The sequence below is a fragment of the Sphaerisporangium sp. NBC_01403 genome (genome assembly GCF_045040145.1).
Classification (GTDB): Bacteria; Actinomycetota; Actinomycetes; order Streptosporangiales; family Streptosporangiaceae; genus Sphaerisporangium; species Sphaerisporangium viridialbum.
The window spans coordinates 7,365,322-7,388,967 of the sequence record NZ_CP109534.1; the positions used below are offsets into that span (position 1 = coordinate 7,365,322).

Consider the following 23,646-nt stretch of genomic DNA (forward strand, 5'->3'; position numbering starts at 1 on the left):
GGCCCAGGCCGTGCTCCCTGCGCGCCAGGTAGACCGCTCACAGATGCTCGGCGAGTGTACTGTCCGCGGCAACCGGTACAGCTCGGTCTGGTGAGCAATCACGGCGCGGACCGCCTCCGCCTCCTCCGGTCCAGGACTCCGCGCTCCTGGACCGGCTGGCCCTGCTCTTCGGCCCTGGGACCTGTCCGCCTATGATGCGATCACCAGGGAACAGGTCATGACCAGCGTCGACTTCGATCAGTAACTGCCAGTAGTAATCGCGGAAAATCCAACGAACCCGCCGCTGACCTGCGGTGACAATGGCTGGTCGGGTCGCGTCGGGGCCCGCTGTTCAGCGGGGTTTGCGGCGGGTGGCTGGGTCTGCGTCGGCGGTGACCTGAGCGGAGGTCTGTTCGCCGAGTCGCACGTAGCGGCCGAGGCTGCCCAGGTGCTGGTGCCGGGATTTGGCCTGGAGTTCGGGGGTGGTGCGGCCGTCGACGGCCAAGTGCTGGAGCGCGGAGTGCGGTTGAGGACCTTCACCGTCACTGATCAGGACGCGTAGTCCCTCTCTGTCAGACTCCCGTGAGACTTGAGGACAAAGGAGTCTTCTGTGACTCAAGCAGGGCGAGAATAGGATCTTTCAGACAGCGACCTTGACGTTGGCCGACCTTCGTGTGGATCTCACCGATGATGGTGGGGTGGGCAAGGGCAACAGACCTCGATCGGATCGGCCGAAGCGGCGGTCGTTCACGCCGGAGTACAAGCTGGCGATGGTGGAGGCCTACGACGCCGCGACCGAGTCCGGCGCCAAAGGAGCGCTGCTGCGCCGCGAGGGGCTCTATCACTCCCACATCATCGAGTGGCGAAAGGCCCGCGACGCGGGCGCGTTGAACGCCCTGGCCGCCAAGCCGTCGGGGCCCAAGCCGCGCAAGAGCGAGACCGACAGGGAGAACGAGCGGCTGCGCGAGCGTGCCGAGAAGGCCGAACGAGAGCTGGCCAAGACCAAAGCAGCGCTGGAGATCATGGGAAAAGCGCACGCGCTCTTGGAGTTGCTGTCCGAGAGCGCGGAGACCGACGCGCCGCGCAAGAAGTGATCGATGAGGCGTTCGCCCAGTTGGAACCGGTCGTGGGCATCACAGCAGCCTGCGCCCTGACGGGTAATTCGCGGGCGACCGTGCATCGCCGGCGCAACCCCCAGCCCCACGTACTGGGTCCTCGGCCGGCGCCGGCATCGCATCCGGCTGCCCTGTCGGCGGCCGAACGGGAGCAGGTGCTGCAAATCCTGCGCTCGGCCAGGTTCGCCGACAAGGCGCCCGCACAGGTGTGGGCGACGCTGCTGGATGAGGGCATCTACCTGTGCTCGATCTCCACGATGTACCGGCTGCTGCGGGCGCATGGTGAGGTGCGTGAGCGTCGCCGTCAGGCCACACATCCCGCGCGGGTACGGCCCGAGTTGGCCGCTCGCGGCCCGAACGAGGTCATGAGCTGGGACATCACCAAGTTGAAGGGATCGGTTAGAGGTGTCTACTTCGATCTGTATGTGATGCTCGACATCTACTCGCGGTACGTCGTGCACTGGCAGGTCGCCCCACGAGAGACGGCCGAGCTGGCCGAGCAGTTCATCGCCGATGCGATCGCTGCCAACGGCGGGATCGCGCCCAAGGCGATACACGCCGACCGGGGCACCTCGATGACCTCCAAACCGGTCGCGGCGCTGCTGGCCGATCTGAACATCACCCAGTCGCACAGCCGGCCGCGGGTGTCCAACGACAACCCCTATTCGGAGGCGCAGTTTCGGACGTTGAAGTACTGCCCGGTCTTCCCCGGGCGGTTCGCCTCGATCCAGGATGCCCGAGCGTTCTGCGCCGAGTTCTTCTCCTACTACAACCACGAGCATCGGCATTCGGGGATCGGACTGCACACCCCCGCGTCGGTGCACCTGGACACCGCGGCTCAGGTCCGGGCCGAACGGGCAAAGACACTCCAGGCGGCCTACGCGGCCAACCCTGAACGCTTCCGCCGCAAGCCCACCCCGCCGCAACTTCCCAAGACGGTGTGGATCAACGAGCCGCCGAAGGAGAAAGAGGACCCCGAGGCAGATCAAGCAGCCTGACGTGTCTCACGAGGTTTGACAGGCACCGCGTACCGAGCCTGATCGCTGAGTGTCATATGGTGCCGTCAGGTGCCCTGGAAGATGGCATCCGATGATCTCGGCTGCGCTCCCATGTCAGCGGGTTCACTGACTTTTCGCTGACTCCGCTCGGTCACTCACCAACCGCGACGCACGACGCTCACACCGAGTAGCGCGCCAGCCGCTGGTTGCCCGCCACGACGAGGTGGTCAACCAGTCGCTGCCATTCACGCGAGTGGCCGAACGCTTCGGTGTGCGGATGGAGTTCGACGAGCCACTCGTCGAGCAACCGTGCCCGGTAGACGCCAATGTTGCGTTCCCGGACACAGATGTCCGCGACCCACCGGAGGCCGAGCTCAACTTGCTCCCGAATGCTCAGCCTTCGAATCAAGCTGATGAGGTCGTCGAGGCACCTCCGGCTGCCATGGGCGAGCCGCACCCACTCCGGGATTGCCTCAAGCAGTTCCTCAGGGACGACCCAGTCGATCGGGTTTGCGTCGGTCTCGTTAAACAGGCCGTCTGTCCACACCAGCGGCTGTGGGATAAGCGCCGCAAGCGCCCACTCACCCCACGAGCGCTCGGTGAACGGGCTGGGTTCGGCGTCGGCGAACGTCATGACGTGCTTCATCACGGTGGGCCAGACCCCGCGGGCGCTCTCAGCGAGCTTCGCGGTTTCCGCGCCTGCGGCGCCGAGCTCGTGCAGGAAGTTGCTGAGTAGGAGAGCGTTGCCGCTGAGTGCTGTCAGATGGTCAACCAGGGCATCGCCGTCGGCGCCGCCAGAGCTGGTCTGCAGGAGCGCGCGGGCGGTGACGAGTGACTGAGCCTCATGGTCGTCCACCGACCATCCCTTTTCGTCTTGGATCAGCATCCCTTCGCGTTGAGCCTGGATGAGGATAGTGAGTTGCTCGGCGGCCCGCTCGGAGACGCAACACCCCTCTGCGGCGGCAGCCCCGTAGCCGCGGATGGCTGCGTCGAGGACACGCGTATCGATGGAGTCGCCGTCCAAATCTGCGAGCCGTTCCGCGAGGTCGCCGTCGATCCACACACGAAGGTGGGTTTGGCCTTCGGCGTCCCACGGGCCGATCTCGACACCGCGTGCCGCCTCTGTGACCCACTCGAATGCGATGGTGTGGATACACGGTTCGCCGGTACACGACGCCCGCCAAACGCGATCGCATCCGCGAGCCAGATGCAGCCGCGTCTCCAGCGAGCTCTTACTGGCCACTGCTAGGGCGGCGGTGTTGACCTGGATCCGCGTGAAACCGGCGTCGGTGAGGGTGGTCTCGAGGGCCGGGAGCAGAAGACACGGGACGGCGGTGGCAGCCGCACGATCAGCGCCGAGGTCGAAACCCTGGTCTTCGTCGGTCGTGTCTTCGCAGTCCTCGAAGCTGGACGCGATCGTCATGATAAGTACCACCGCGAAGGCGGCGTTGTCGCCGAACGCGGTGGGCTCACCGTCAGCTGCGTGCCGTATCGCCGTGGAAGCCACGTGCGCCGCCCCGCGCATCGGATCAGACGCGGTGAAGGTGGGTGGCGACTCAAGTAGGTCCCTCGCCTGGGAGAGGTCAACTGCGATCTCCTCGCTCGTCGGCGGCACGTACCCGGCGCCGACGTGTCGGGGCGCAGCCCAGTAACGGTTCTGGATGCGTAGCACGTTGCTGTTCCGTTCCTGCTCGCGTGCCCACTCCGCCTGGGACTTAGCCAGTTCCTTCGACGGGCTGACCTCGACCACCAGCTGCTCGTTTTCCGAGCGAACTTGAAAACGGGAGGCGTCCAAGCAGATGGCCCAGTTCGCGACTTCGTCGGCCATTCCCGCTTCCTGACCGGTAGCCACGAGCTCCGTTCCGAGGCGGCGAAGCTCCTCGCGCCGGCTCTCGTCCCCACCTAAGACCATCGCCATGCAGACCTCGCGAAAGGTCCAGGTGCGACGCTCCGCGTTCGCCAGCCCGTCCGACAGTGCACTTCGAAGCCCCACCTGCTCTTGAACCGTCCGCCCGAATTCCAGATGCCAGACGAGCGGCTCGCGGAGGAAGGAATCGATGACGCCATTGGCCTTGTCCAGGTGGCGGACCATGATGCCTACGAGCAGCGCAGGCACCGCGAGGTTCTCGCAGCCGTCAAGGAGCACTTCGACGACCCTGGACATCGAAGCGCCACGCTCGAGCCAGCCGTCGATGATGCGTTCCATCGCCTGAAGCGCACTCATGCACGGATACGGACCGCCAGGTGCTCCCCGGTACCATGCCCACATGTGAGCGTCATCGATGTAGCTGCGCGCCTCTCCGGAGATCTGCAGCGAAACCGTGTAGTTGTCGACGTTCTCACCGTCAGGCGCCGGATCGTATCCACGGCGCCCGGATAGGTCCTCGACCCGATACCGAGCAGCGTGGTTCAACATCTTGTTGAGAACCGCTGCTGACTGCGCCGGACCGGCGTAGTTGAACAGGGGCCAGAAGGCACCGAAGTGGAACGCCGCGAACGGCGGCGAAAATTGATGCCACCGTCCCTGATGTCTGCGGATGCCCCAGTCCCGGAAGCCCCACCTGCCCGGGTGGTTGTCGATGTAGTACGCCTCGACGAGTTTCACCAGCAGGTCGACGCTGTGCTGGGCAATGCCTCGAGCGCTCAGCGGCGAATCGACGGCGGGCGCGAGATACTCCGGCGCATCGTCGGCAATCTCGGCAAGACAGCGTTCGATGTCGTCGTCGATGTCTGCGCCCAGAAGCGCGAGCAGTTCAACGAACTCCTCTTGCCTAAGCCTGTAGTCGAGGTTCCGCTGGCGGCGCCTACGTCGATCGAGATTGCGGGACATGGCGCCGTTGTCGACTGTGTTCGGAACGTCCAGCCCTCCGCGCGTGGGAGATGGCGGTGTTTGGTGCGCTGTCCAGTAGGCGAGCAGCTTGCCTCGCAGAACCTCGCGGGTGATGGTCCCGGTAGGTGCATTCGCCACGACCATCGATTGGAGCCATCCGGCGATGGTCTCGAAGGCGCGCTTGGACAGCAGCCAAGGCGTGTCGTCCTGTTCAAGCAGGACGCGAACGACTGCCTCACCACACTGCACTTCCGGCAGGCCGTCGACGGTGTGGCGCTGCTCGACCACCCGCATTACGGCTTCTAGTCCTGGCGCGGACGCCGAGGCAGCGCCGGGCTGCACCGACCTCAGGTATTCGAACGCCTGCGGCAACTCCAGCGCGGCCTCGATCGGCGCATCTGCCCACCTGGCACCATGTTCGATCCCAACGGTCATGAACGCGGCTGCAGCCTGGGTGAAAGCCGTACTCGGGTCCGCGTTCCCTCGAACGAACTGGCCATGGCATGCCAGCTGGGCGGCGGACATCGCCCAACGTGGTACGCCCGCGTTCTCAAGCACACCGGTGATGTCCCTGGACCGGAACAGAGTCAGCGCGGTCGCGTACCGTCGCACCTCGTCGTGAGCGAACTGCGGGCGCGAGTCGTAGACACTTGGCGGTACGAGAAGATGGTCCCGCCGCAACGCGTCCACCGCGGCGGGGTCCGGCAAGGGATGCCGGCGGGCGACACTAGGTAGCCTGAGTTCGTCCTCGGCGAGCGCCAGGAGCGCACGTTCGCGGGCCTCCGGCGAACCGAACTCGGCACTCTCGTTCCGCCGCACGAGGCCTTTCCAGACAACCTCAAGGCAAGCCCAGTCGGTCATCGAGCTGCCGAGCGTGAGACCCGTGCGGGAGAGCAGGTCGAGCACAACCAAACGTCTCAGCAGCGAATGCTCCGGCAGATCGCGCAGCAGCCCAACCATCTGCGGGATACCAGCGGCGATCGTGGCGATCTCGGCATCGTCTAGCACCGGGACCGTGAACAGGCCAGGATCGTTGTAGCTTCGCTTGACCTGGTCGGTGACGAACTCGGCCGCAGTATCGGCGGTGACTACGACCAAGCCGACGTTGGCCTGGCGGGCCTCGGAGGCGATCTCAGCCAACAGTGGACCTCGCCCCTCGAGTGCACTGTCGGCGCCGTCGACCACAAGGACACGAGATGGAGCTGTCAGGTCCTCCAGAAACTCCCGGAGACCGCGCCCAAGCACACTCGTCAGCTCGGGGACGCTGCCGGGAAGTCGCCGAAGATTCACGACGAGGGCCTCGAACGACTCCGCCTTTTCGGCCTCCAACGACTTGACCACTGAGAGGACCAGGCTGCTCTTCCCGGTACCGGAGTCGCCGCTGACGACGACCGCCTGGCCCTTCGCGCCGTTGCCCAGCAGCGCGTCAGCTAGCTGACCGTGCAGTATGGCCCGGTTGATGGTGACCGATGCGCCGCCGTCAGAGTCGGGCCCGAGCGTATACCGCACCGCCTCGTACGCATGATGCTTCATACTGTCGAGGACAGCCCATCCTGGGTCGCGGCGGATAGCGGTCGCTTTGAGTAACGTGTGCACCTCTCGGCGAACCACTCTCATATCGACTGCAGTGCCGAGCGAGTCGAACTGAGTGCAGCAGACCGCGAGCCGGTCGCGCAGCCCGGCGCCGGTGCGCCCCTCCCGCACCAGCCGGTTCAACGAGTTCGCGATCTGCGACCAGTCCGACTCATCCGCCGCTTCGACCCGAAACTGGACGACCCACAGACGCCTCAGCAGCCGCCAGGTCAACAGGCGCGCCTTATCCTCGGTCGACGTTGACAATCGGCCGTCGCTGACGAGGCTCTTAAGGTAGCCGTAACGATCTCGGGCCTTACCATCCCAGCGGCGTTCCGTGTGAAGCTGGGTGTAGAAAACGCCTTCGTCGGCGTTACCCCGTGCCAGCTCCGCCAACTGCTGAACCTGTCCGTACTCGGCCTTCCAATCCGCCACCGCCACGACGACGCGCGCACGCTCGTCGTCACCGGCCGCCTCGACTTCCAGCATCAGCGACGCGACCAGCTCACGAGTCTTCACATGACTGACTACAAATTTCGGTGCCCTCCGGGCAGCGACGCTGAGCCGAACCTCATCGCCACCGGTACCCGCGATGACCAGCAGGTCGTCGACGTCATGTTCGGGGTTCGTCTGGAACTCCACCTGCGTGATCGGTAGATCGTCAGTTTCGGCTCGCCCCTCATTGAGCAGCCCGTGTGCTAGATATATGGCTGCAACACGATGCCCGAAAGTACTTCCCCCACCGCCGGCGGCATAGGGGCTACTCGCTTGTTTCCTTACCTCGGGCGCGCCGCAAGCCGGAGCGGCGGCTTTGGGTTCACTCACGTGCCGTACCTTCTAACTCCAACAGCGTGGGGACACTAAGACCGACAGATCTCCGCCCGACGAAGCTTTCAGAGGCCTCAACGGCTCCTGGCATGGCGTGGTCATGACCACTGCCAGCCCAGCGTCCCATGACCAGCCACAGTTCGTAGTGCAGGAGCCATTCTGAGGTCCACGGCAGGATCGTGTCGGCCAAGAGCATGCTCTCCTTCCACTGCCCCGGCACTTACAGGCACAGTTCGTTGCCGGGGTAGACGTGCGGTAATGCCGTGGCGTGCGGGCGGAGAGCTAGCAGCGGATCGGGAACCGTCACTTTCGGCCTTCGCCTGTGCCGGTAGGCGATCCGCACCGTATAGACCCTGCTGGCGGGAGTAGGTTGCAGAGCGACTTTGCAGACCAGCTCACCGCCGCGCACGGCTCCCTGAGCCTGGGGAAGTACCGCTTTGATCGCGGCCATCTGCAAGCCAAGGTTAAGGGCGCGCGACGGAATGCTGGCCATGAAAGACGTGCTCCCGTTTACGAGGGCCGGTCACGATCGGGGAGAGCGCTCCCGTCGTGCCCATCCGGAGGTTCGTGGCCATACTCATACGCGCTGCGTATCGCTCGTACGAGTGGAGTACGGGGTCGCGGTCGAAGGCTTCCGACAGGCGGGTGGCGACGACGTCTAAACCCTTGCTCTCCATGCGAGCGAGGTCGCCGATCGTCGTAGCGATCTGGTCGTACCATCCCAAGAAGGCTTCGCGCCGTTCGGGGTATTCGTTCCACTTGTCGGTGAAGTTCTCCTCCTTATGGGCCGGGTTGGGCACCCACCACTTGTCGTTCCGCTTCTCGATGAAGTCCGTCATGCCCGCCAGCACGTTGCGCACGGCGGTGAACAGGTCGCTCTCACCCGAGTAGGCGCGGCCGGCGAGCGTCGTGATGAGGATGGACGGCGGCCGGTTGTCGATGTCCTTCGCGAATACGAGCATGGAGTGCCATTTGAGGATCTGGACGACGCGCTGCAGCGTGCTGCGGGCCCTCCACACGGGGACGTGCGCGACGTTGGCATGCCGCTTCTCCTCGATCCGGCGGGACAGGTCGGACTGTCCCTGGAACCAGGCCGCGTAGCCGATGGGGTTGCTGTGCTGCCACTTCCACAGGTTCTTGTCCGTCAGGAGGATGCCAGTGGGCGGGTGATCTGTGTCCGGAATGGTCGGTAGGACATCGAGGTGGAACCCTGGGTAACCCAGGGTCCAGCAGCGACGGCGAGGCTCAAGGTCCTTAGGACCGTCGGTCTGCCTCTGCTCCTTTTTCCAGATCAGATAGGCAGTCAGCTGATCGCCGACCCGCTGCTTGAGCCATTCTTGAGTGACGCTCTCCCTGGACAGCGGCAGCCTGCAGACCAGGTCGATGTCATATTCGCCGGTCTTGGTGTTGGGGCGGACCACGGTGCCCAGGAGGAAAGAGCCCTGCGGATAGATCCGCCATCCTGAGCTGCCGTGTTCGGCAAGCCAGGTACCAACCTCCTCGTAGCGCTCGACAGCGAGACGATGGAGGTGTGGAGTGATGTCGAGCGTCTCGACGGCGCCGTCGAGCAGCATCGATAACATCTGATCAAGTGAGTCCACGTTATGCCTCACGTGCTGGATAGCAGGGAACATACGGATGAGCGACGTGATCGCCGAAGGTGCGGTCGAAGCTTGGAGAGGCGTCCCTGCTCACGTGGCCGGCCAGCCCGTAGAGAGTTTCGATGTTCACCTTGTCGAGCGCGACGGCGCCGGTGGGCACCGTTGGGTTGAGACGGAGAACATTGGTCTTCCCGACGAAGTGGCGCACCTGCTTGGCCGCGCTCTCGCTCTGCGCTCGCATGAGCACCTCCACCGCGTCACCAGCCCAGGGCAGCAGGCCGCCGCGATCAAGGCGGCGGTGGCGGTGACGGACGTCGATCGTGGTGCCGAGACTGAACACGCGGATCGCGTCGAGAGGAATGCCGAGCGGTCCCACTGTCTCGGTCAACGCGACCATGGCCGGGTTGTTCGCCCAGACCCCGCCGTCGACGAGACGCGCACCGTCCAGACGCATTCCAGGTAGATAAGTGGGTGCCGCGGAGGTGGCCAGCGCGATGTTGACAGCGCTCTCGCGCCAGTCCCGCTTCAGAGTGGGCAGATGCGGGGTCCGGAAGAGGTACACGTCATCGGCGGCGACGTTATAGGAAGTGATCACCAGTCGTTTGGTGCTCTCCCCGAAGGTACGGTCGCCGAAGACCTCGGTGAGTGCGGCCCGCAGTGGACCGGAGCCGTACTTCGCGCGGAAGAGATGCCGGACGCCGCGCATACGGCTGCGGTCACGGAAGATCCGCGGGCCGTGGTCAGTGTAGAACGTAAGGATCTCCCGGGGTGACAGCCCGAGGCCGAGGCCCAGCGCGATGATTCCACCGGTAGAGGTGCCCGCGATTAGGTCAAAGTGGTCTGTGATCCGGACGTTGAGATCCTCTTCGAGACGGGCCAAGACCGCCGCGGAGAACATCCCGCGGAAGCCACCACCGTCCAGAGCCAGGATCTGGAATCGCTTCGTCAGCTCTACCGCCTCCACACGGGAAGTCCTTGAAGATCGGCTCGTCGAGCCGATCTTCACTATCGAGAGTACTTAATATCACAGCATTGTTTTCCGCGCGGCCTTCTACACTGAGATCGCAACGCTTTCGCCGTGCCACCATGGCGGAGCGTAGATGGCCTCCTCGACCCGCCAAGATGTGGGAACCAAGATCAGACAAGGAGAGAAATGAGCACGCAGGCGTTCGAGCGAACGCGCCTTCGAACCGCTCGCGAGCTGGCCGGACTCAGCCAGGCGCAGTTGGCGCGCGAGGCCGGGCTCACGCCTGCCGCGATCAGTCAGTTCGAGAGCGGCGCCGCGCGCCCGAGCCCTGACACAGTGAGCACCCTGGGCGAGGTCCTCGCGGTACCCACCGATTTCCTCCACCAGACGATGATCGAGACCCACGAGGGCTTCTTCCGGTCTTTGCGTCGCACGTCTGTGATCGATCGCCGCCGCGCCCGGGCGATCGCCCACGTAGCCCACGACCTCGCTGTCCATGCCGCGTCCACAGATAAGTTTCACTCAAGCGACGTGCCGATGATTCCCGCGAGCGGTCTTGACGCCGGAGCGGCCGAAATCGAGCGGACCGCAGCTCAAGTCCGGTCGCTCTGGGACATCCCCTCCGGCCCGGTCTCGAACGTCGTCGGGCTCCTCGAAGCGCACGGGATCGCCGTGATCCGTCTCCCGCTGGACAGCGCAGGCGTCGACGCCTTCTCCTTGCCCTTCCCCGACCACCCGGTCGTCGTCCTCGGCACGGACAAGAACGACCGCGCCCGATCACGGTTCGACAGCGCGCACGAACTCGCCCACCTCGTCCTACACGGCGAGCAGATCTGGGGTGTCAAAGAGGTCGAGACCCAGGCCCACCAGTTCGCGGCAGCCTTCCTCATGCCCGCCGACGAAATCCACGACCAGTTGCCGACCACAGTCGACTGGCCGACCCTCTTTGGACTCAAGCGGCACTGGCAAGTGTCCCTCGCGGCCCTCCTCATGCGCGCCCGCACCCTGGGCCGCATGAGCGACAGCACCTATCTGACGGCCATCAAGACGGCGTCCGCCAGGGGCTGGCGCCGCGTCGAACCGGTCCCTCTCGGCCAGCCGGAAGAGCCGACGAAACTACTGGACTACCTGGCTTCACCAGAGAGCGGTCCCGCCCGCGATCTCCTGCCGTCACGAGTTGTGAAGAGCATCGAGACGGCTTCGGCGACAGCCTAGCCAGAAGCGAGTTCTCGCCTGAGGCAACGGTCACGCGGAGGATGCCACGCCTGTTACAGAACGCGGGCTAGTCGCCCGACCGCATCGCCGCACTGGTCCGTTTCACCAAGGCCACCCGAGTCATTATTTATAGTTCCAAATAAAGTTTCTAACTAGTTTAGCCAGGAGGCGTCGCTGGGATACGAATAAGGCGGTTGGCCTGTTTGAGCGTAAGGACGACGTAGCTAACGAAATCAAGAATAATGTTTCTAGATAGCTCATTATCGACCGCGATTACTTGTAGTGCCCCCTGGTACCGCTGCGCGACTGTGTGCAGTAGCCGGTATACATCGCGAATGCGTTCTTGGTCGAAACCCTCATGGCCAGCGTTTGCTGACAGGCCGTCGAGTATGAGCAGGCCCGGCAGGGGGAGGTTGCGGTCGATCGCCACAGTGTGGTGAGCGAGAGCGTGAGCAATGTTCACCAGTGTTTTGAGTCCTTGACTGGACAGCTCATCGAAGGTACGCCCTGATACTTCCGGCATATACGTGGTGCGATTAATCGTGACAGATAGCTCCTGGCCGAGGTGGGGGATGTGCAGCTCTTGAAGGTATTCGAGCATTCGTTCTTCCAGTGCGCGCACGTTGCCTTCGGCATCGATCTGGCCGAGCTCCCGGGCGTTGATTTCAGCGGTTAATTCCTCGCGGCGGTTTTCTAGTTCTTCGCGGCCCTGAAGTTGCTGGTGGTGGCGCTCCAGCAGTGCGAAGTACTCGCGCAGCCGTTTGATTTCTCCTTCGATTCGCGCTTGTTCGGATGCGTGGTGTTCGAGCTGGGTGGCGCGGTCGGAGACGAACGCGTCCGTACGCTGGTCGAGTTCAGTGGCGAAGTCGGAGATGAGCTCGTCAAGCCGGGCCGCCTCATCGCGCAGGCGTTCGTGAGCGGTGCGTCGAGAAGTGATGACATCAGCGGTCTCGGTGATCTGGCTGGCGACGCGGTTTTGCTCGGAGAGCATGTGTTCGCGTGACGGTGCCGGCGTCGGCTCTTGCAGGCAGAGGTAGCACAGATGAGGATCAGTGCGGCCAGCGTCGATGTCGTTGCCGCAGCGCGGGCAGACAACGAAGTCAAAGTCGACGAGCCACTCATCGGCCACGATCGCGCGCGTTAGCCGAGCAGACTGGCTCGACAGCTGACGGTGCAGGTCGGTGAGGTCAGTGAGCTGCGCGTTCAGGCGATTCAGACGGTCGGTGATCTCGGCTCGTCGGGCGCGGGCCGCCAGGAGAGTCTGGCGGAGTTCCTGAACGCCGGGTATGTCGTTGACCTCGGTGCTGAGGTCACGCCTCTGGATGACGACGCGCTCGAGTTCGCCCTGGCGCACAAGGAGCTGCTGCTCAAGGATCGCCATGTCGGCAAACGGGGTGTCGGCCAGGAACTTCTCTCTGATCGCGGCGTCCTGCTCCAGGGAGGCGAGCTGAAGTTCGACGTGACGTAGTTCGGCGTTCAGCTGCGCGAGGTCGGGGTCGTAGTAGCCGTATGCCAGCTCAAAAACCCACCGGCGTTTGATGTTGCGCCACTCGCGACGATGTCCAAAGACCTCGGTGTCGAGTTCGTCACCGGTGATGATGCAGTAGCCGAGCCAGTCCGTCATCGTCACCGGCGTCAGTGTTCCGGTGGGCTGGTTGCGTGCCTGAGGAACGCTAACGGCCGGAATCGTGAGCCGGTCGAGCAGAAACAGGCTGTAGGAGCGGTTGGAGCCGGCTACTGGAAGACGGAGGGCGATGGGTTCGCAGTTGGGGTCTGGATGTTCTTCGCTGACTTCAACAAGTGCCTCACGCACGGAGGTTCTCGGCCGGTAGATCTGCCACGTCCGGTTGCCGAGCGCGACACGTCCTCGGATGGCCTTGAGGTGGTCGACTTCTGGCGCCAGGCCGCGGGGCATGGTGCCGAGCATTGCCCGGATGAGCCGGACGAGGGTGGTTTTCCCAGTGGTGATGTCACCCAAAATAATGTTGAAGCCAGGATGGAACGGGACGGTGCGATCGCCTCCGACGAGTTCGACTTCGATGAGTTCGAGTCGATGCGCACTGGCCTCGACATCACCTGACTGTTGCGGTTCAACGGGTGAAGAAGACGAGTTCACGTGAGGTCCTCATGCCAAGCGGCGTCAGCGATATCGGGGAGTTCGTAGAGGTATTTCTTCAAGGTGGCACCGGACTTGTCGAGATAGCGACGCAACAGGATGAGGCGATCGGCGAGATGGGCGAAGCTCTCATCGGAACGCAAAGAGGCCGCGAGTTCGGCACCGGTAGCCGAAGTGCGATAACCGAATCCCCTGGCGAGTGGCGTTACGTCGATCAGACCGCGGCCGATGAGGGAACCCAGCACCGCGTAGTACGAGGGATCCCAGGGACCATAGCGGTAGCGCACCATGCGGGTGTCGAGCGGCGCCTCGTTGGGATCGATGCTGGCCACCTCCTCGCCGGAGGCGCCGTGTGCGAGCAACACCCGACGCAGATGGCGGGGGTAGCGCAGCAGGAAGTCCAGCTTGGCGAGTTTGACGCGACCTTCCAGGTGTCGGATCGCGCCTCGCTGCTTGTGGCTGAACGCGTCGATGAGGAGCAGCAGCCGGGCTTCTGCTTCCCGCGAAGGGCGAAACCGCAGACGCTGCGAGGAGAGAGAAGAATCGGGTGGTGAACCAGCAGCCGCGTCGGGGCCGGAGTCATCATTACTTGCGGCGACGCTCATGCCACGTGCCAGCCGAAGTGGCAAATGTCAGACAGGTGGCCAAGGAAGCCGTAGATCAGTTGTCCGTCGCGATCGAAGAGCGATGCACGATCACACTGGCCCAGGTCGGCAGGCCGACTCAGTAGATCGGCCGCGATCGCCTCTGCCGGGCGGGCGGCCGCGGCGGGATTACTCGCCGATGACAATGCGATCTTCTTGGCCGTCGCCTCGGCTACCCTCAATACCCGGGTGGCGAGCTGCTGGAGATCCATCTCGGCGGTTTCACGACTGGCCAAGAGGAGTTGTCGTTCGACCTCCATGTCGGCCCGCAGTTCCTTCGCCTGCTGGATGGTCTGTGCTCCGGCACCCGCTGCCATCATCTTCAGCTCAAGCAACGAGGCGTCAGAACCGGCAGCCACCCGTGCCAGTAGTTGTTCGACAGAGGCTCCGGGGATCGGCGGGGTGAGACCGACCAAGACGCCATGGCTCAACACTTGGTTGCGGATCGCATCAACGGCCGCGCCACCGGGTTCATGGGATTCAGGGAGGCGATGGCCGATGTGGGGACGTGCTGCTGCCAGGTGAGCCTGAACGGTGAACGGGGTGGGAGAGTCCGCCTGGGCGGCCGTCGCGGCGAGCAGTAGTCGTTCGTAGACGAGGCTGAGCTCCGGTCGAGACAATGCCGGCCACAGCGCGCCAAGTTCCCACAACGCCTTCGCGTCGATGTGTGCTCTGCCGGGCTGGTCTGGGCGAATGACCAAGCGTTGCAGGAAGTCATCGACCCAGGACCGATCCAACCCGTGTTCGACGATCTTGTTTCGTACCGTTCTGGCCGCACCGGCTGGCGCTTTAACGAAGGCGACCGTCTCGGCAACGTCGGAGATCGGTCCCTCCAGCCACAATTCGAACGTGGCCGATTCGTGAAGGCCTTCGGCACGGGCAGCGGTATACGAACGCACCAGGGAGTCAATCCCTCGGTCGCACATCCCCGAGGCGCTCCATGAACCTCGATCGCGTGTCTTGAGCTGCAGGAACCGGATGTAGTCGGCATAGACGAGCACAAGGTCCTCAACCCGCTCGCATACCAGGAATTGTGGTCCGTCGTTTTTGGACAGACAGGTCAGCCACTGCCGAACAGCTTGCTTAGCCTGCCAAACGTAACGCTCAAAGGTGTCAACACCGGTTGAATCAGTGTCAACCTGAGCCAGCACCGTGAGCAAGTCGAGTTGCCCGCTCGCCACCTGCCGGTCCGTACCCCCCACCCGACCTCCAAATAAGATCACCACTTGATCATTCAATGGACAAGCGGTGGCAGTGGACCGTAAATGGCTGGCCAACAATCAGTTCGCTCGATGCTATCGATATTGACCATCGCGGGCGACCCTTCACATCAAGCCATATTTGGACACAAGCCACTAAAAAGACATAATTCGCATGAAAAACTACCCGGCTGCTTTGAAGCGCACAGACAAGGCCTGCCGATCGGATGACCCGAGATCCCACGTCATGCAAGGTGCTGCTGGCCGAGACCCAGCTTGGTCCGGTTCGACTGAAAGCCACGAAGGACAAGCTGGCCGCCCCCGGACCGGCAGCTGAGGCAAGCCAACGGTTACGCAGGGCACCATGGTCCTCGCGCTGGATCGTCACGAAGAGCCGAAAGAGCACAACCCCACGATGCTCTCAACGAGCTCGCCCGCCTGAAGCAGAACGATCACAACGCGCCGCCAGGTTGAGGCACAATCTGGTCGACGAGCTCACCCACGCTACAAATGCGCACCATCGCTGGCTCTTGGCTCCGTGGCCTGTTGGGGACGAACCAAAGGGCGCCGCGCGCCCCTTTCCCAAGATGCACAGCCAGTAGACGCGTAGCCAGCGCGCCAGCGAAGAGCGGTGCCGGGAAGCCCTCGCTCAATCATCCTGCGCGTGATATTCGTCATGGTCGTCTTCGCCGCGTTCGTGCCCACTGACCAGCAGCCCCGTTCAAGGGGTTCTCCGATACGCCGGCGGCACTATCAGACAGGGGAGACAGATGCCACGCTGTGATCTCGTCTAGCCATTCGATTCGCGCTACCGAGTTGAATGCGGGAAGATCCGCTCGTGAGCGACATTTGGAGCAACGTCATCACCGCCTTCACCGGTTTGGGTGGCGTCGGCTTAGGCGGCTGGATCGCCTCAAGGGTAGAGAGGGTCAAGGCCGACCTGGCGCGGTCGACGGCCGAGATCGACCGGCGCCGCGCACTTTACGTCGAGTTCCTGCGAGAGGCTCAAGGGCACTTCCGCCATTTGCGCCGGTCTCAGCTCTACTACGCCAACGGTGCCCCCGAAGACGCCAAGGCTAAGGAGATAATCGACCGAGGTTCGGAGACGCTCATGTCGTTCCAGGTGGCATACGCCGCCGTTGCGATCGGAGGAAGCGCCCCGGCCAGGGCCGCTGCCGATGAGGTGTACGCGGTCAGCGGCGGAATCAATGATCTTTTGAGCACAAGCATCCTCAGTCGCAATCCGAAGCTTGCGTCCGGCCCGCAGATGGATACCGCTCTCGCGGAACTGACCGACGGGATCCTGGCGTTCATCACCGTAACTCGTGACGAACTCGCCCGCGACGAAGGGTCCATCGGACAGAAGGACAGCAACGCCCTCGACGGCCGCAGTCCACGCACGGCCTGACCCGCCGTCTCCGTTCACACGGCGGCGTGCAAGGTTAAACGGTAAGCCTGGTGGAATTGGCCCCTGGCCACTAGCCCAGAGGAACCGTGGCACCGCGCTGAACCTTTAAGGATGTTGCAGCATGTCAGGCACTGGATACACACCCGCGTAATAGCCCGTGGAGCGCGGCAGGTCCGTGCCATAGCACGCTATAAACAGCTTGCATAGGTTTCGTTGGCCACGGAGGCGGCTACCACGGATGAGCGATCACACCGTCCGCCTCCAACCCAAACTGCAGCAGATCCCCCCACCTCCCGAGGCCCCCGGCCGCCTTTCGTCGCTTAGATAGAGCCTCTAGTGCGCTGGAATCACCGGCATCGGTGGCGGCACGGGCCAATCGTTCGGCCTTCTCGAGGTCCCCCGCCTGTTCCCGCGACTCGGCCAGAGCCGTCAGCGCGCTGGTGTTGCCTGCGTCGGCGGCCGCGTGCGCCAGTCGCTCGGCCTCCACGTGTTCCCCAGCTTGTTCTCGCTGCCGGGATAGTCTCGCCAGTGCGCTTGGATCGCCGGCATCAGCGGCCGCGCGCATCAGTCGCTCGGCCTTCTCGCGGTCCCCGACCCGCTCTCGGTACCGGCTTAGATTCTGCAGTACGCTTGGATCGCCGGCATCAGCGGCCGCGCGGGCCAGTCGCTCAGCCCCTTGGTGGTCCCCGGCGTGTTCCCGCAGCCGTGCCAGGCTCCACAGCGCGCGGGTATTGCCGGCGTCGGTGGCTGCGCGGGCGAGTCTCTCGGCCTCCTGGTGGTCCCCGGCCCGCTCTCGTGACTCGGCTAGATCCTCCAATGTATAGATGTCCCCTATGCCAACGGCTGCGTAAGCCAATCGCTCGGCCTCCTCGCGGTCCCCCGCCCGCTCTCGATGCCGGGCTAGACTTCCCAATGCACCGGGGTTACCGGCATCGGCGGCGGCGCGCGCCAGCCGCTCGGCCTCCTCCTGATCCCCTGCCTGTTCCCGAGACTCGGCGAGAGCCCTTAGTGCGCTGGTATTTCCCGCCTCTGCGGCGGCGTAGGCCAGCCGCTCAGCCCCCTGGTGGTCCCCAGCCCGCTCCCGGTGCCGGGCAAGATCCCTAAGTGCGCTGGTATTTCCCGCCTCAGCGGCAGCGTAGGCCAGCCGCTCAGCCCCCTGGTGGTCCCCAGCCCGCTCCCGGTGCCGGGCAAGATCCCTAAGTGCGCTGGTATTTCCCGCCTCAGCGGCAGCGTAGGCCAGCCGCTCAGCCCCCTGCTGGTCCCCAGCGCGTTCTCGTGACTCCGCCAGTTCCATCAACGCGTAGGTTTTGCCCCCATCGGCGGCCGCACGGGCCAGTCGCTCGGCCCCTTCATAGTCCCCGGCGTCATCCCGTAGGCCGGCCAGATATTCCAGTGCGTAGGTCTCCCCAGCATCGGCGGCCGCGCGGTACAGTCGCTCGGCTTCTTCGAGGTCGCCGACCCGCTCCCGCAGCCGGGCAAGATCCCCTAGTACACCGATGTTGCCGGCATTCATGGCGGCGCGAATCAGTCGCTCGGCCCTTTCGTAGTCTCCCGCCTGCTCCCGCCACTCGGCGAGAGACCTCAGTGCGCTGGTATTACCCACCTCGGCGGCGGCACAGGCCAGTCGCTCGGCTTCCTCGTGATCCCCGGCCCGCTCCCGTGACTCCGCCAGCTCCTTGAGTACACCGGTGTCGCCGGCCTCAGTGGCGGCGCGGGCCAGTCGCTCGGCCCCCTCGTGGTCCCCAGTCCGTTCGCGCAGCAAGGCAAGGATCCCCAGTACTTCGGTGTCCCCCGCGTCGGCAGCGCGCTGCCACAGGCTGAAGGCGTGACGGTAGCGAAAGCGCTGACCTGCGGCTTGAGCGAGAGCGATGTGGTCATCGGTGGCAGCGGCGTGGCGAGTGGCGGCATCCCAGAAGGTGGCAGGGGGGCAGAGCGTGCGGCGGGTATAGGAGCCGTGTTGCTCGAGGTAGTCGGCTAGACGGTAGGACGGCTCGCCGTCCTGCTGTTCTTTGGCAGGTGAGCCCCCAGGCCGGGCTCTGATCCGGGTCAGCGGAGCGCGGGCCCCGCGGCAGGACATCGGGTCTGTCAGATAAGCGAACGCTCGTTCTAGCCAGTCATCGGCCAGCAAGTCCCATTGCTGGTCGTTGAGGTATCCGGCGGCAGCCTGTTCCAGCAGCAGCCGGGGCAAGGCAGGGCCGTGACCCAAGCGGCGGGCATCCATCGCCGCATGCAATACCGCCTGAGCCGCAGTGGAGGCCTTCTCGTAGCGCTCGATCAGCGCCGGACCGCCGGCAAGATACTGGGTCAGCGCACCGTCGGACGCCCTACGCAGGGCTTCGGCCAACCGTGGGTCTCTACTGATGGCTCCAGTCCGAGCGACAACGTGCAGGTTGTCGAAGGTATCTGGGAGGGCCACAGTGACGTCTTTCAGCAGCTCCCGGGCTTGGGAGTGCAAGTCGGGCTTCTCAGGCTCCGGGATCGTGGTGAGGATGTTCCAGTATTCCGGCCACAGCGTGCCCACCATCAGCACGGGCCCCCGCTCCGGGGTTCGCAGCAGTTCACGTAGCCCGGCGGCGATCTGTTCCCCTTCGGGGCCGGGGGTGAGCAAGTAGTGCTGGGCCTCATTCAGCCATACCACTGTGTGTGCGCTGATCGATTCCAGCTCGGCCAGCGCTGCCTCCGGCCGACCGGGGTTGATCGGATGCCATAGCCGCCAGGGCTCCCCGAGCCCGCGCACCGCCTCCCATAACGCGCGCGTCTTGCCCGTGGAGGATCCGCCCACCAGCATCAAGATCCGACTGGCAGCCTCAGTGCGGACCTGGTCGACCACCAACGCCAGGGCTTCATCGTGTGGGCGGCGAATGTAGGTGGGAAGTTCCCCCAGCCCCGCCGCCTTCGCCCCGGCATCGATCGCCGGATGCACCTCCAAATCTAGAGGGCGTGCCTCGCCGAGCGGCCGTCCTGGACCAGGCTGAACCGGCTGCCCTGCAGGAGAAGACGTCGGGAGCGGACACGTGAGGGGCCGGTGGAGTTGGGCGTCGTCATAGGCCCTCTTCCAGGCTGGCATGCTGCCCAGCAGCGCATCCGGATCCCCGCGCCCTTCGTCTCGTACCTTCAGGCGGTAGGCCTCGAGCAAAGGGAAGACCTGCTCGCTCCAGTCGGGCAGCCGTTTGCGCCGACCATTGATCAATGTCTCGACGGTGCTTTTTGGGATCCCTGATTGGCGGGCCAGCCACTCGGCCGACGGATTCCAAGCCACCGCACGGGCCCGCTGCAGATAGCCGATGAAGGCCTGTGGCCCATCGTCGTGCGTGGTCTGCGGCTGTCCCATGCCCCTTATTCCCTTCTGTCCTGCCCCCACAGATCCGCCCCGACCGCCGGTGGTCCATGACGCGGGCCCTCAGAGTAAGTGGCTCTTCGTGGCAGCGGCAGGCAAAAGACCACCTCGTCACCTTCCCTGCCAATCAAGGCGACTCAACGTAAACCGGGGTTGGCCGATAATGCAGACCCACGAAGATCTGGCTGCTGAGATCAGACCATGTCCACATCGACCTCGAGCCACCGCCGACTGGCCGTCCTCACCACCGCCGCAGCCGGTGTCCCCGCCGCCGCCTGGGCCATTCACCCTGCGCTTAGCGCCGCCATCAGCGCCGTGGAGGCCGCTGCCGGCCTCACCGTTGTGGCGACCGCGCTGTATGGCTGCGACCGTCACAGCGAACGCGCCTTCCGACTGCTGCGCTGGATCACCGACCGACCCGAGCCCCCTACCTACCCCCACCAGTAAGACCCGCCTTGTGCCATCAGAGAAGGGCTCACAGTATTTATGACTTGATATCCGTCTCGAAAAGTTCTCTGACTGTGATCTCCAATGCGTCAGCGATCTGAAACACGTTATCGAGTCGAGGGCTATACATGCCGTTCTCGATTCGGTTAATGGTCTTGCGGTCGAGGGCGGCCAACTCGCCGAGACGTTCTAAGGAGATTGGCGTGGAACTGGGAGGCGTCCTCATGCTCCCGGAGCCTTGGAATCTTGAAATTGATACCGGGCGACTGCTGAGCTGATCAACGCATCGCCGAGGTCGAGCGGGAGGGACGTGCCGGGAAGCCGAACGCCTGCATATCAGCCTCGCCACCGCTCAGGCAAAAACTGCCCAGATCGATAAACGGCCCGTCTGGCCGCCATCTTTGTCCAACAACCGACACTGATCCTTCTTGGAACCCGAGAATCTGCGGCTCAAATCTAGCACATCACCGCCTAGAGCCAAGAAGGTTTGCGAAGTTTGTGTTCTCCGGAATGATTTGCATCTTTTCGGATCATTGTGCCTCGATAAAACGCTCGCGTGCTAGCGATTCATCTATCTTTTTAGGCGGCCTCGGATGGCGAGTGCCCCAAGGCCCAAACATTGGGCCTGTGATCCGCAGCGCGATACGCAGGCCTTGTCCCCACAAGGTCAGCTTCTCCGGCAGACCGCCGATCTTCATATCAAGGGAGAGTGCGGAGCCAGCTGCGTAGATGATGGTGTCAGGCAAGGGCTGGACGGCTGCGGTGTAGAGGTGACCGGGAGGGCAGAAGCCATAGCGGGATAGCGCCAGCGCTGCGAGGGCAACGAGGGCTATAAGTACGAGAAAGGCACGTGATGCTCGTAGGCCGTATCCGGACAAAAGCCAATACATAGTGAGCACAAGTCGTTCATGCCAAGGTATGGAGGTGGCCTTGCGACGCATCTCCATCTCACCATAGTAAAAGTCAGCGGCTCCCGGCTCGTTCTTGCTGTCCTCACGGGCTTTGCGCAATGCGCGGTAGACAGCCGCCAGTCGCTCAGTTCCCACGCCCGAGGTGGGCTGCTCATCATCGCCGCGTATCTGCCAGCCGCGGCTTTTACGGGAGTTTTGGGCGCGCCAGGCGACCTCCTCCGCTAGGAGTCGGCGACTTGTCCACCACCACAGTGGAGGCCAGGCGAGACCGATGCGAGGCCAGCGGGGAGGGCGGCTGAATCGAATCCGGCCTTCCATGCGCAGCTTGTCAAGGTTGTGACTGCCTGCGAATCGGCATCGAGTGAGGTCGACGTCTGTAAGGACGAGATGGGATGCGTCCAGCCCGCGGAGTGAGGTGATTCGGCATTGGGGGGTACCTGAGACCGAGGACGGACCCGCCAAGACAGCCTGGTCTAGGGTGAACTGCTCGACTCCATTAAGTCGTAGTGTCACGCCCGATGCGAATTTCGCTCGTTGCCCATATACGCTAACGACCGTAGCGTCGATCGATTGGCAAGGAAAACTCTGTTTCATTCAGGTTCAGGAGATTGGCAGAGAACTGCCGCAGTTCTTTAGCGTGGTCAAACTTGCTACCTCTGAAGTCCAGAGCTTTGCTGAACTGGGCCTTGCCGAGCCCGACATGGCCATTAAAGTCGCCGGGAAGAACCTGACGTTTCCTCTGAACTGGGCTCTGTCGAGCTTCACCAAACCTCGTGATGCCGTGTTCACCGCGGAAGGCGATGCGAATCCGAGTGAATAGATTCGCATCAATTCGTGTTCCGGATACGTCGATGTCGGCGCCTGGCCGGAATCGGTCGAGCACCTGCCCCAGCTCCTCGTCCTGGAGATGGTTGAGGCAACAGTCAAAGGGCGCAGCCTGGATGCCGATGCAGGACTCGTTGCTGGTGGACTGGCAGGTCGCCCAGTCGGGGACGAAGCGGTCTTCCGATACGGGGTGGTTCACCATGCTGACTGCTTACGCCAGGCCGGTTCCCATTAGAGGGCATGTCTCCAGATTGTGAACATAGTTGTGATGAGCGATCTCGATCAAGCGCTGCGGTTCGTGACCATGCTCACTGCAACACCGGTGCGTTTCGCAATCGAGCCTCCTTGCCCGTCACGGGATGCGCGTCGTGTCCCGCCCCTGAGCCGTTGAAGGTTGTCCGCCTCCTGGGCCTGGGATGTTGGGATCTGTCTGCACAAGCAGCCCACAGGCCCCTACAGTTTGGAGTTGCAGACATCCTCTCAGTGATCGGCCGTATCGAGGCGGCTGCAAAGGTTCCCGCAGGCTCGGGAGGCAGGCGATGACGTCGCAGTTCGACCGCTTGGATAAGCACGAGGCAGCTGTGCGGCTGCGACTCGTGGCGTTGCGCGAGCAAGCCGCAGTACTCCAGGAGCAGGTTGCCGGGCTGGAGAACAGGCTCGTCCATCTGGCCATCACCCGTGACACCCTGTTGTCGCTCGCCGAGGAGGACGCAGCTGAGAGGACGCCGGGCCAGGGTAACGAGGGCAACGCCCGCTCGGGATCCGTGTCCGGCGGCGACCCGGAAGTTACAGCCCCGCCAGGGCGGCGGGAGTTGACCGGCGTCAACGAACAGGTAATGGTGCTAATGGCCAGTGCCGGGCGGCCGATGCGGGCCAAGGATGTGGCGCTGGCGATGGGCGAGCCCAACGAGCATCGGCGGGTCGAGACCACCCGCACGCGGCTTAAGCGGCTGGTGGCCGCAGGTTGGCTGGCCGAGCGCGAACCTGGGCAGTTCACTGTCGCCATCGGGGTGAATGGAAATCACCAGAAAGGAGTGGCCAGCGCTGGCGTGTGACAGAGGCTAGGCGGGGCACGGCGTAAGCCCGGACGCCTCCGCTGATAGGACCAGACGAGTGCGGTGCCGCCGAGGGTTCAGCTCGACGGCACCGGGGTTGCGTGAGCGCCCCTAGGTCAACCAACGGTTAGCTCTACGCGCCTTCGAGCGTAATGCAGTGCGCTACGCCTCGGGGCCGTCGAGCCGTAATTCGCCATGCCTGTCGAAGATCGCCGGGCTGGCGCGGGAGAACGACAGTGTCCCGAGGACGGCCAGGATCACCTGGTAAATCAGGATTCGCCGCTTTTAGGCCACAGCCGGTTGCCGGTGGCGTGGTCAAGGCGGGCGACAGTGGCCACGTCCGGCCAGCTGCGGCCTGCGAGCAGGTCAGCGATGGCTTGGCGATTGACCCCGGAGAGGGCCGCGAGCTGCCGAAGACTCAATCGCCGGCTTGCCATAGCACTGGCCAGGTTGCGGGCGATGTCTTGGACAGCGGCCGCGGCCACATGAGCGGCCAGGTCCGCCTCGGGCCAGAGATCCGGATCTTGGGCCAGCTCCCTCGGGGCCTGGGCACGGGCACGTCCTCCGACCATCTACCGGTCCTTCTTTCTATCGATGTG

General features: G+C 63.9%; 17 protein-coding genes. 6 read left to right on the forward strand and 11 right to left on the reverse strand.

Annotation, left to right across the window (positions count from 1 at the left end; all coding sequences use genetic code 11):
- The first annotated feature begins 677 nt into the window (after positions 1-677).
- Complete coding sequence (locus tag OG589_RS32905) at positions 678-1,073, forward strand: hypothetical protein (RefSeq protein WP_405141973.1); 396 nt, start codon at positions 678-680, stop codon at positions 1,071-1,073.
- Complete coding sequence (locus tag OG589_RS32910) at positions 1,070-2,092, forward strand: IS3 family transposase (protein ID WP_405141975.1); 1,023 nt, start codon at positions 1,070-1,072, stop codon at positions 2,090-2,092. The genes OG589_RS32905 and OG589_RS32910 overlap by 4 nt, the downstream gene beginning before the upstream one ends.
- A 178-nt stretch (positions 2,093-2,270) precedes the next feature.
- Here OG589_RS32910 and OG589_RS32915 read toward each other — a convergent pair whose 3' ends face one another.
- The 3 genes from OG589_RS32915 to OG589_RS32925 form a co-directional block, all read right to left on the reverse strand.
- Positions 2,271-7,136 carry a hypothetical protein gene (locus OG589_RS32915; RefSeq protein WP_405141977.1) on the reverse strand — a complete coding sequence of 1,622 codons (4,866 nt, stop codon included), beginning with the start codon at positions 7,134-7,136 and terminating at the stop codon, positions 2,271-2,273.
- A 650-nt stretch (positions 7,137-7,786) separates the two neighbouring features.
- Positions 7,787-8,896, reverse strand: a complete 1,110-nt coding sequence (locus OG589_RS32920; protein WP_405141979.1) for a cyclic GMP-AMP synthase DncV-like nucleotidyltransferase — start codon at positions 8,894-8,896, stop codon at positions 7,787-7,789.
- 28 nt (positions 8,897-8,924) lie between these two features.
- Positions 8,925-9,887, reverse strand: a complete 963-nt coding sequence (locus tag OG589_RS32925) for a CBASS cGAMP-activated phospholipase (RefSeq protein ID WP_405141980.1) — start codon at positions 9,885-9,887, stop codon at positions 8,925-8,927.
- Between the two features lie 189 nt (positions 9,888-10,076).
- Here OG589_RS32925 and OG589_RS32930 point away from each other — a divergent pair, with 189 nt between their 5' ends.
- Positions 10,077-11,105, forward strand: a complete 1,029-nt coding sequence (locus tag OG589_RS32930; RefSeq protein WP_405141982.1) for a helix-turn-helix domain-containing protein — start codon at positions 10,077-10,079, stop codon at positions 11,103-11,105.
- A 157-nt stretch (positions 11,106-11,262) separates the two neighbouring features.
- Here OG589_RS32930 and OG589_RS32935 read toward each other — a convergent pair whose 3' ends face one another.
- Genes OG589_RS32935 through OG589_RS32945 form a run of 3 tightly spaced genes read right to left on the reverse strand, consistent with a single transcriptional unit; the run spans position 11,263 to position 15,067 of the window.
- The gene (locus OG589_RS32935; RefSeq protein ID WP_405141984.1) at positions 11,263-13,221 is read right to left on the reverse strand and encodes a hypothetical protein; all 1,959 of its coding nucleotides are present in this window, start codon (positions 13,219-13,221) and stop codon (positions 11,263-11,265) included.
- Positions 13,218-13,826: a hypothetical protein gene (locus tag OG589_RS32940; RefSeq protein WP_405141985.1), complete on the reverse strand. Its 609-nt coding sequence runs from the start codon at positions 13,824-13,826 to the stop codon at positions 13,218-13,220. The genes OG589_RS32935 and OG589_RS32940 overlap by 4 nt, the downstream gene beginning before the upstream one ends.
- Positions 13,823-15,067 carry a dsDNA nuclease domain-containing protein gene (locus tag OG589_RS32945; RefSeq protein WP_405141986.1) on the reverse strand — a complete coding sequence of 415 codons (1,245 nt, stop codon included), beginning with the start codon at positions 15,065-15,067 and terminating at the stop codon, positions 13,823-13,825. Before OG589_RS32945 ends, OG589_RS32940 begins: the two co-directional genes overlap by 4 nt.
- Before the next feature lie 835 nt (positions 15,068-15,902).
- On the opposite strand from OG589_RS32945, the gene OG589_RS32950 reads away from it, so the two are divergent.
- On the forward strand, positions 15,903-16,472 hold the full coding sequence (locus OG589_RS32950; protein WP_405141987.1) for a hypothetical protein: 570 nt from the start codon (positions 15,903-15,905) through the stop codon (positions 16,470-16,472).
- 229 nt (positions 16,473-16,701) lie between these two features.
- On the opposite strand, the gene OG589_RS32955 is transcribed toward OG589_RS32950, so the two are convergent.
- Complete coding sequence (locus OG589_RS32955; protein WP_405141988.1) at positions 16,702-19,803, reverse strand: hypothetical protein; 3,102 nt, start codon at positions 19,801-19,803, stop codon at positions 16,702-16,704.
- Positions 19,804-20,010: 207 nt separating this feature from the next.
- Between OG589_RS32955 and OG589_RS32960 the strand changes: the two genes are divergently transcribed.
- Entirely contained in the window at positions 20,011-20,256 is a 246-nt protein-coding gene (locus OG589_RS32960) for a hypothetical protein (protein WP_405141990.1), read from the forward strand.
- A gap of 37 nt (positions 20,257-20,293) precedes the next feature.
- On the opposite strand, the gene OG589_RS32965 is transcribed toward OG589_RS32960, so the two are convergent.
- From OG589_RS32965 to OG589_RS32975, 3 genes are all read right to left on the reverse strand, one after another.
- On the reverse strand, positions 20,294-20,482 hold the full coding sequence (locus OG589_RS32965) for a helix-turn-helix transcriptional regulator (protein ID WP_405141991.1): 189 nt from the start codon (positions 20,480-20,482) through the stop codon (positions 20,294-20,296).
- 304 nt (positions 20,483-20,786) lie between these two features.
- The gene (locus tag OG589_RS32970) at positions 20,787-21,203 is read right to left on the reverse strand and encodes a hypothetical protein (protein WP_405141992.1); all 417 of its coding nucleotides are present in this window, start codon (positions 21,201-21,203) and stop codon (positions 20,787-20,789) included.
- Positions 21,204-21,714: 511 nt separating this feature from the next.
- Positions 21,715-22,194, reverse strand: a complete 480-nt coding sequence (locus tag OG589_RS32975; RefSeq protein ID WP_405141993.1) for a hypothetical protein — start codon at positions 22,192-22,194, stop codon at positions 21,715-21,717.
- A gap of 337 nt (positions 22,195-22,531) precedes the next feature.
- Between OG589_RS32975 and OG589_RS32980 the strand changes: the two genes are divergently transcribed.
- On the forward strand, positions 22,532-23,047 hold the full coding sequence (locus tag OG589_RS32980; RefSeq protein WP_405141994.1) for a hypothetical protein: 516 nt from the start codon (positions 22,532-22,534) through the stop codon (positions 23,045-23,047).
- Between the two features lie 269 nt (positions 23,048-23,316).
- Here the strand turns inward: OG589_RS32980 and OG589_RS32985 are convergent, their stop codons facing one another.
- Positions 23,317-23,619, reverse strand: a complete 303-nt coding sequence (locus tag OG589_RS32985) for a helix-turn-helix domain-containing protein (protein WP_405141995.1) — start codon at positions 23,617-23,619, stop codon at positions 23,317-23,319.
- Positions 23,620-23,646 lie beyond the last annotated feature (27 nt).

Bases quoted from the DNA above. Each gene is read 5' to 3' on its own strand.
- OG589_RS32985 (WP_405141995.1), bottom strand. From the start codon at position 23,619: ATGGTCGGAGGACGTGCCCGTGCCCAGGCCCCGAGGGAGCTGGCCCAA.
- OG589_RS32955 (WP_405141988.1), bottom strand. From the start codon at position 19,803: ATGGGACAGCCGCAGACCACGCACGACGATGGGCCACAGGCCTTCATC.
- OG589_RS32965 (WP_405141991.1), bottom strand. From the start codon at position 20,482: ATGAGGACGCCTCCCAGTTCCACGCCAATCTCCTTAGAACGTCTCGGC.
- OG589_RS32975 (WP_405141993.1), bottom strand. From the start codon at position 22,194: ATGGTGAACCACCCCGTATCGGAAGACCGCTTCGTCCCCGACTGGGCG.
- OG589_RS32930 (WP_405141982.1), top strand. From the start codon at position 10,077: ATGAGCACGCAGGCGTTCGAGCGAACGCGCCTTCGAACCGCTCGCGAG.
- OG589_RS32940 (WP_405141985.1), bottom strand. From the start codon at position 13,826: ATGAGCGTCGCCGCAAGTAATGATGACTCCGGCCCCGACGCGGCTGCT.
- OG589_RS32980 (WP_405141994.1), top strand. From the start codon at position 22,532: ATGACGTCGCAGTTCGACCGCTTGGATAAGCACGAGGCAGCTGTGCGG.
- OG589_RS32920 (WP_405141979.1), bottom strand. From the start codon at position 8,896: ATGCTGCTCGACGGCGCCGTCGAGACGCTCGACATCACTCCACACCTC.
- OG589_RS32960 (WP_405141990.1), top strand. From the start codon at position 20,011: ATGTCCACATCGACCTCGAGCCACCGCCGACTGGCCGTCCTCACCACC.
- OG589_RS32970 (WP_405141992.1), bottom strand. From the start codon at position 21,203: ATGGAGATGCGTCGCAAGGCCACCTCCATACCTTGGCATGAACGACTT.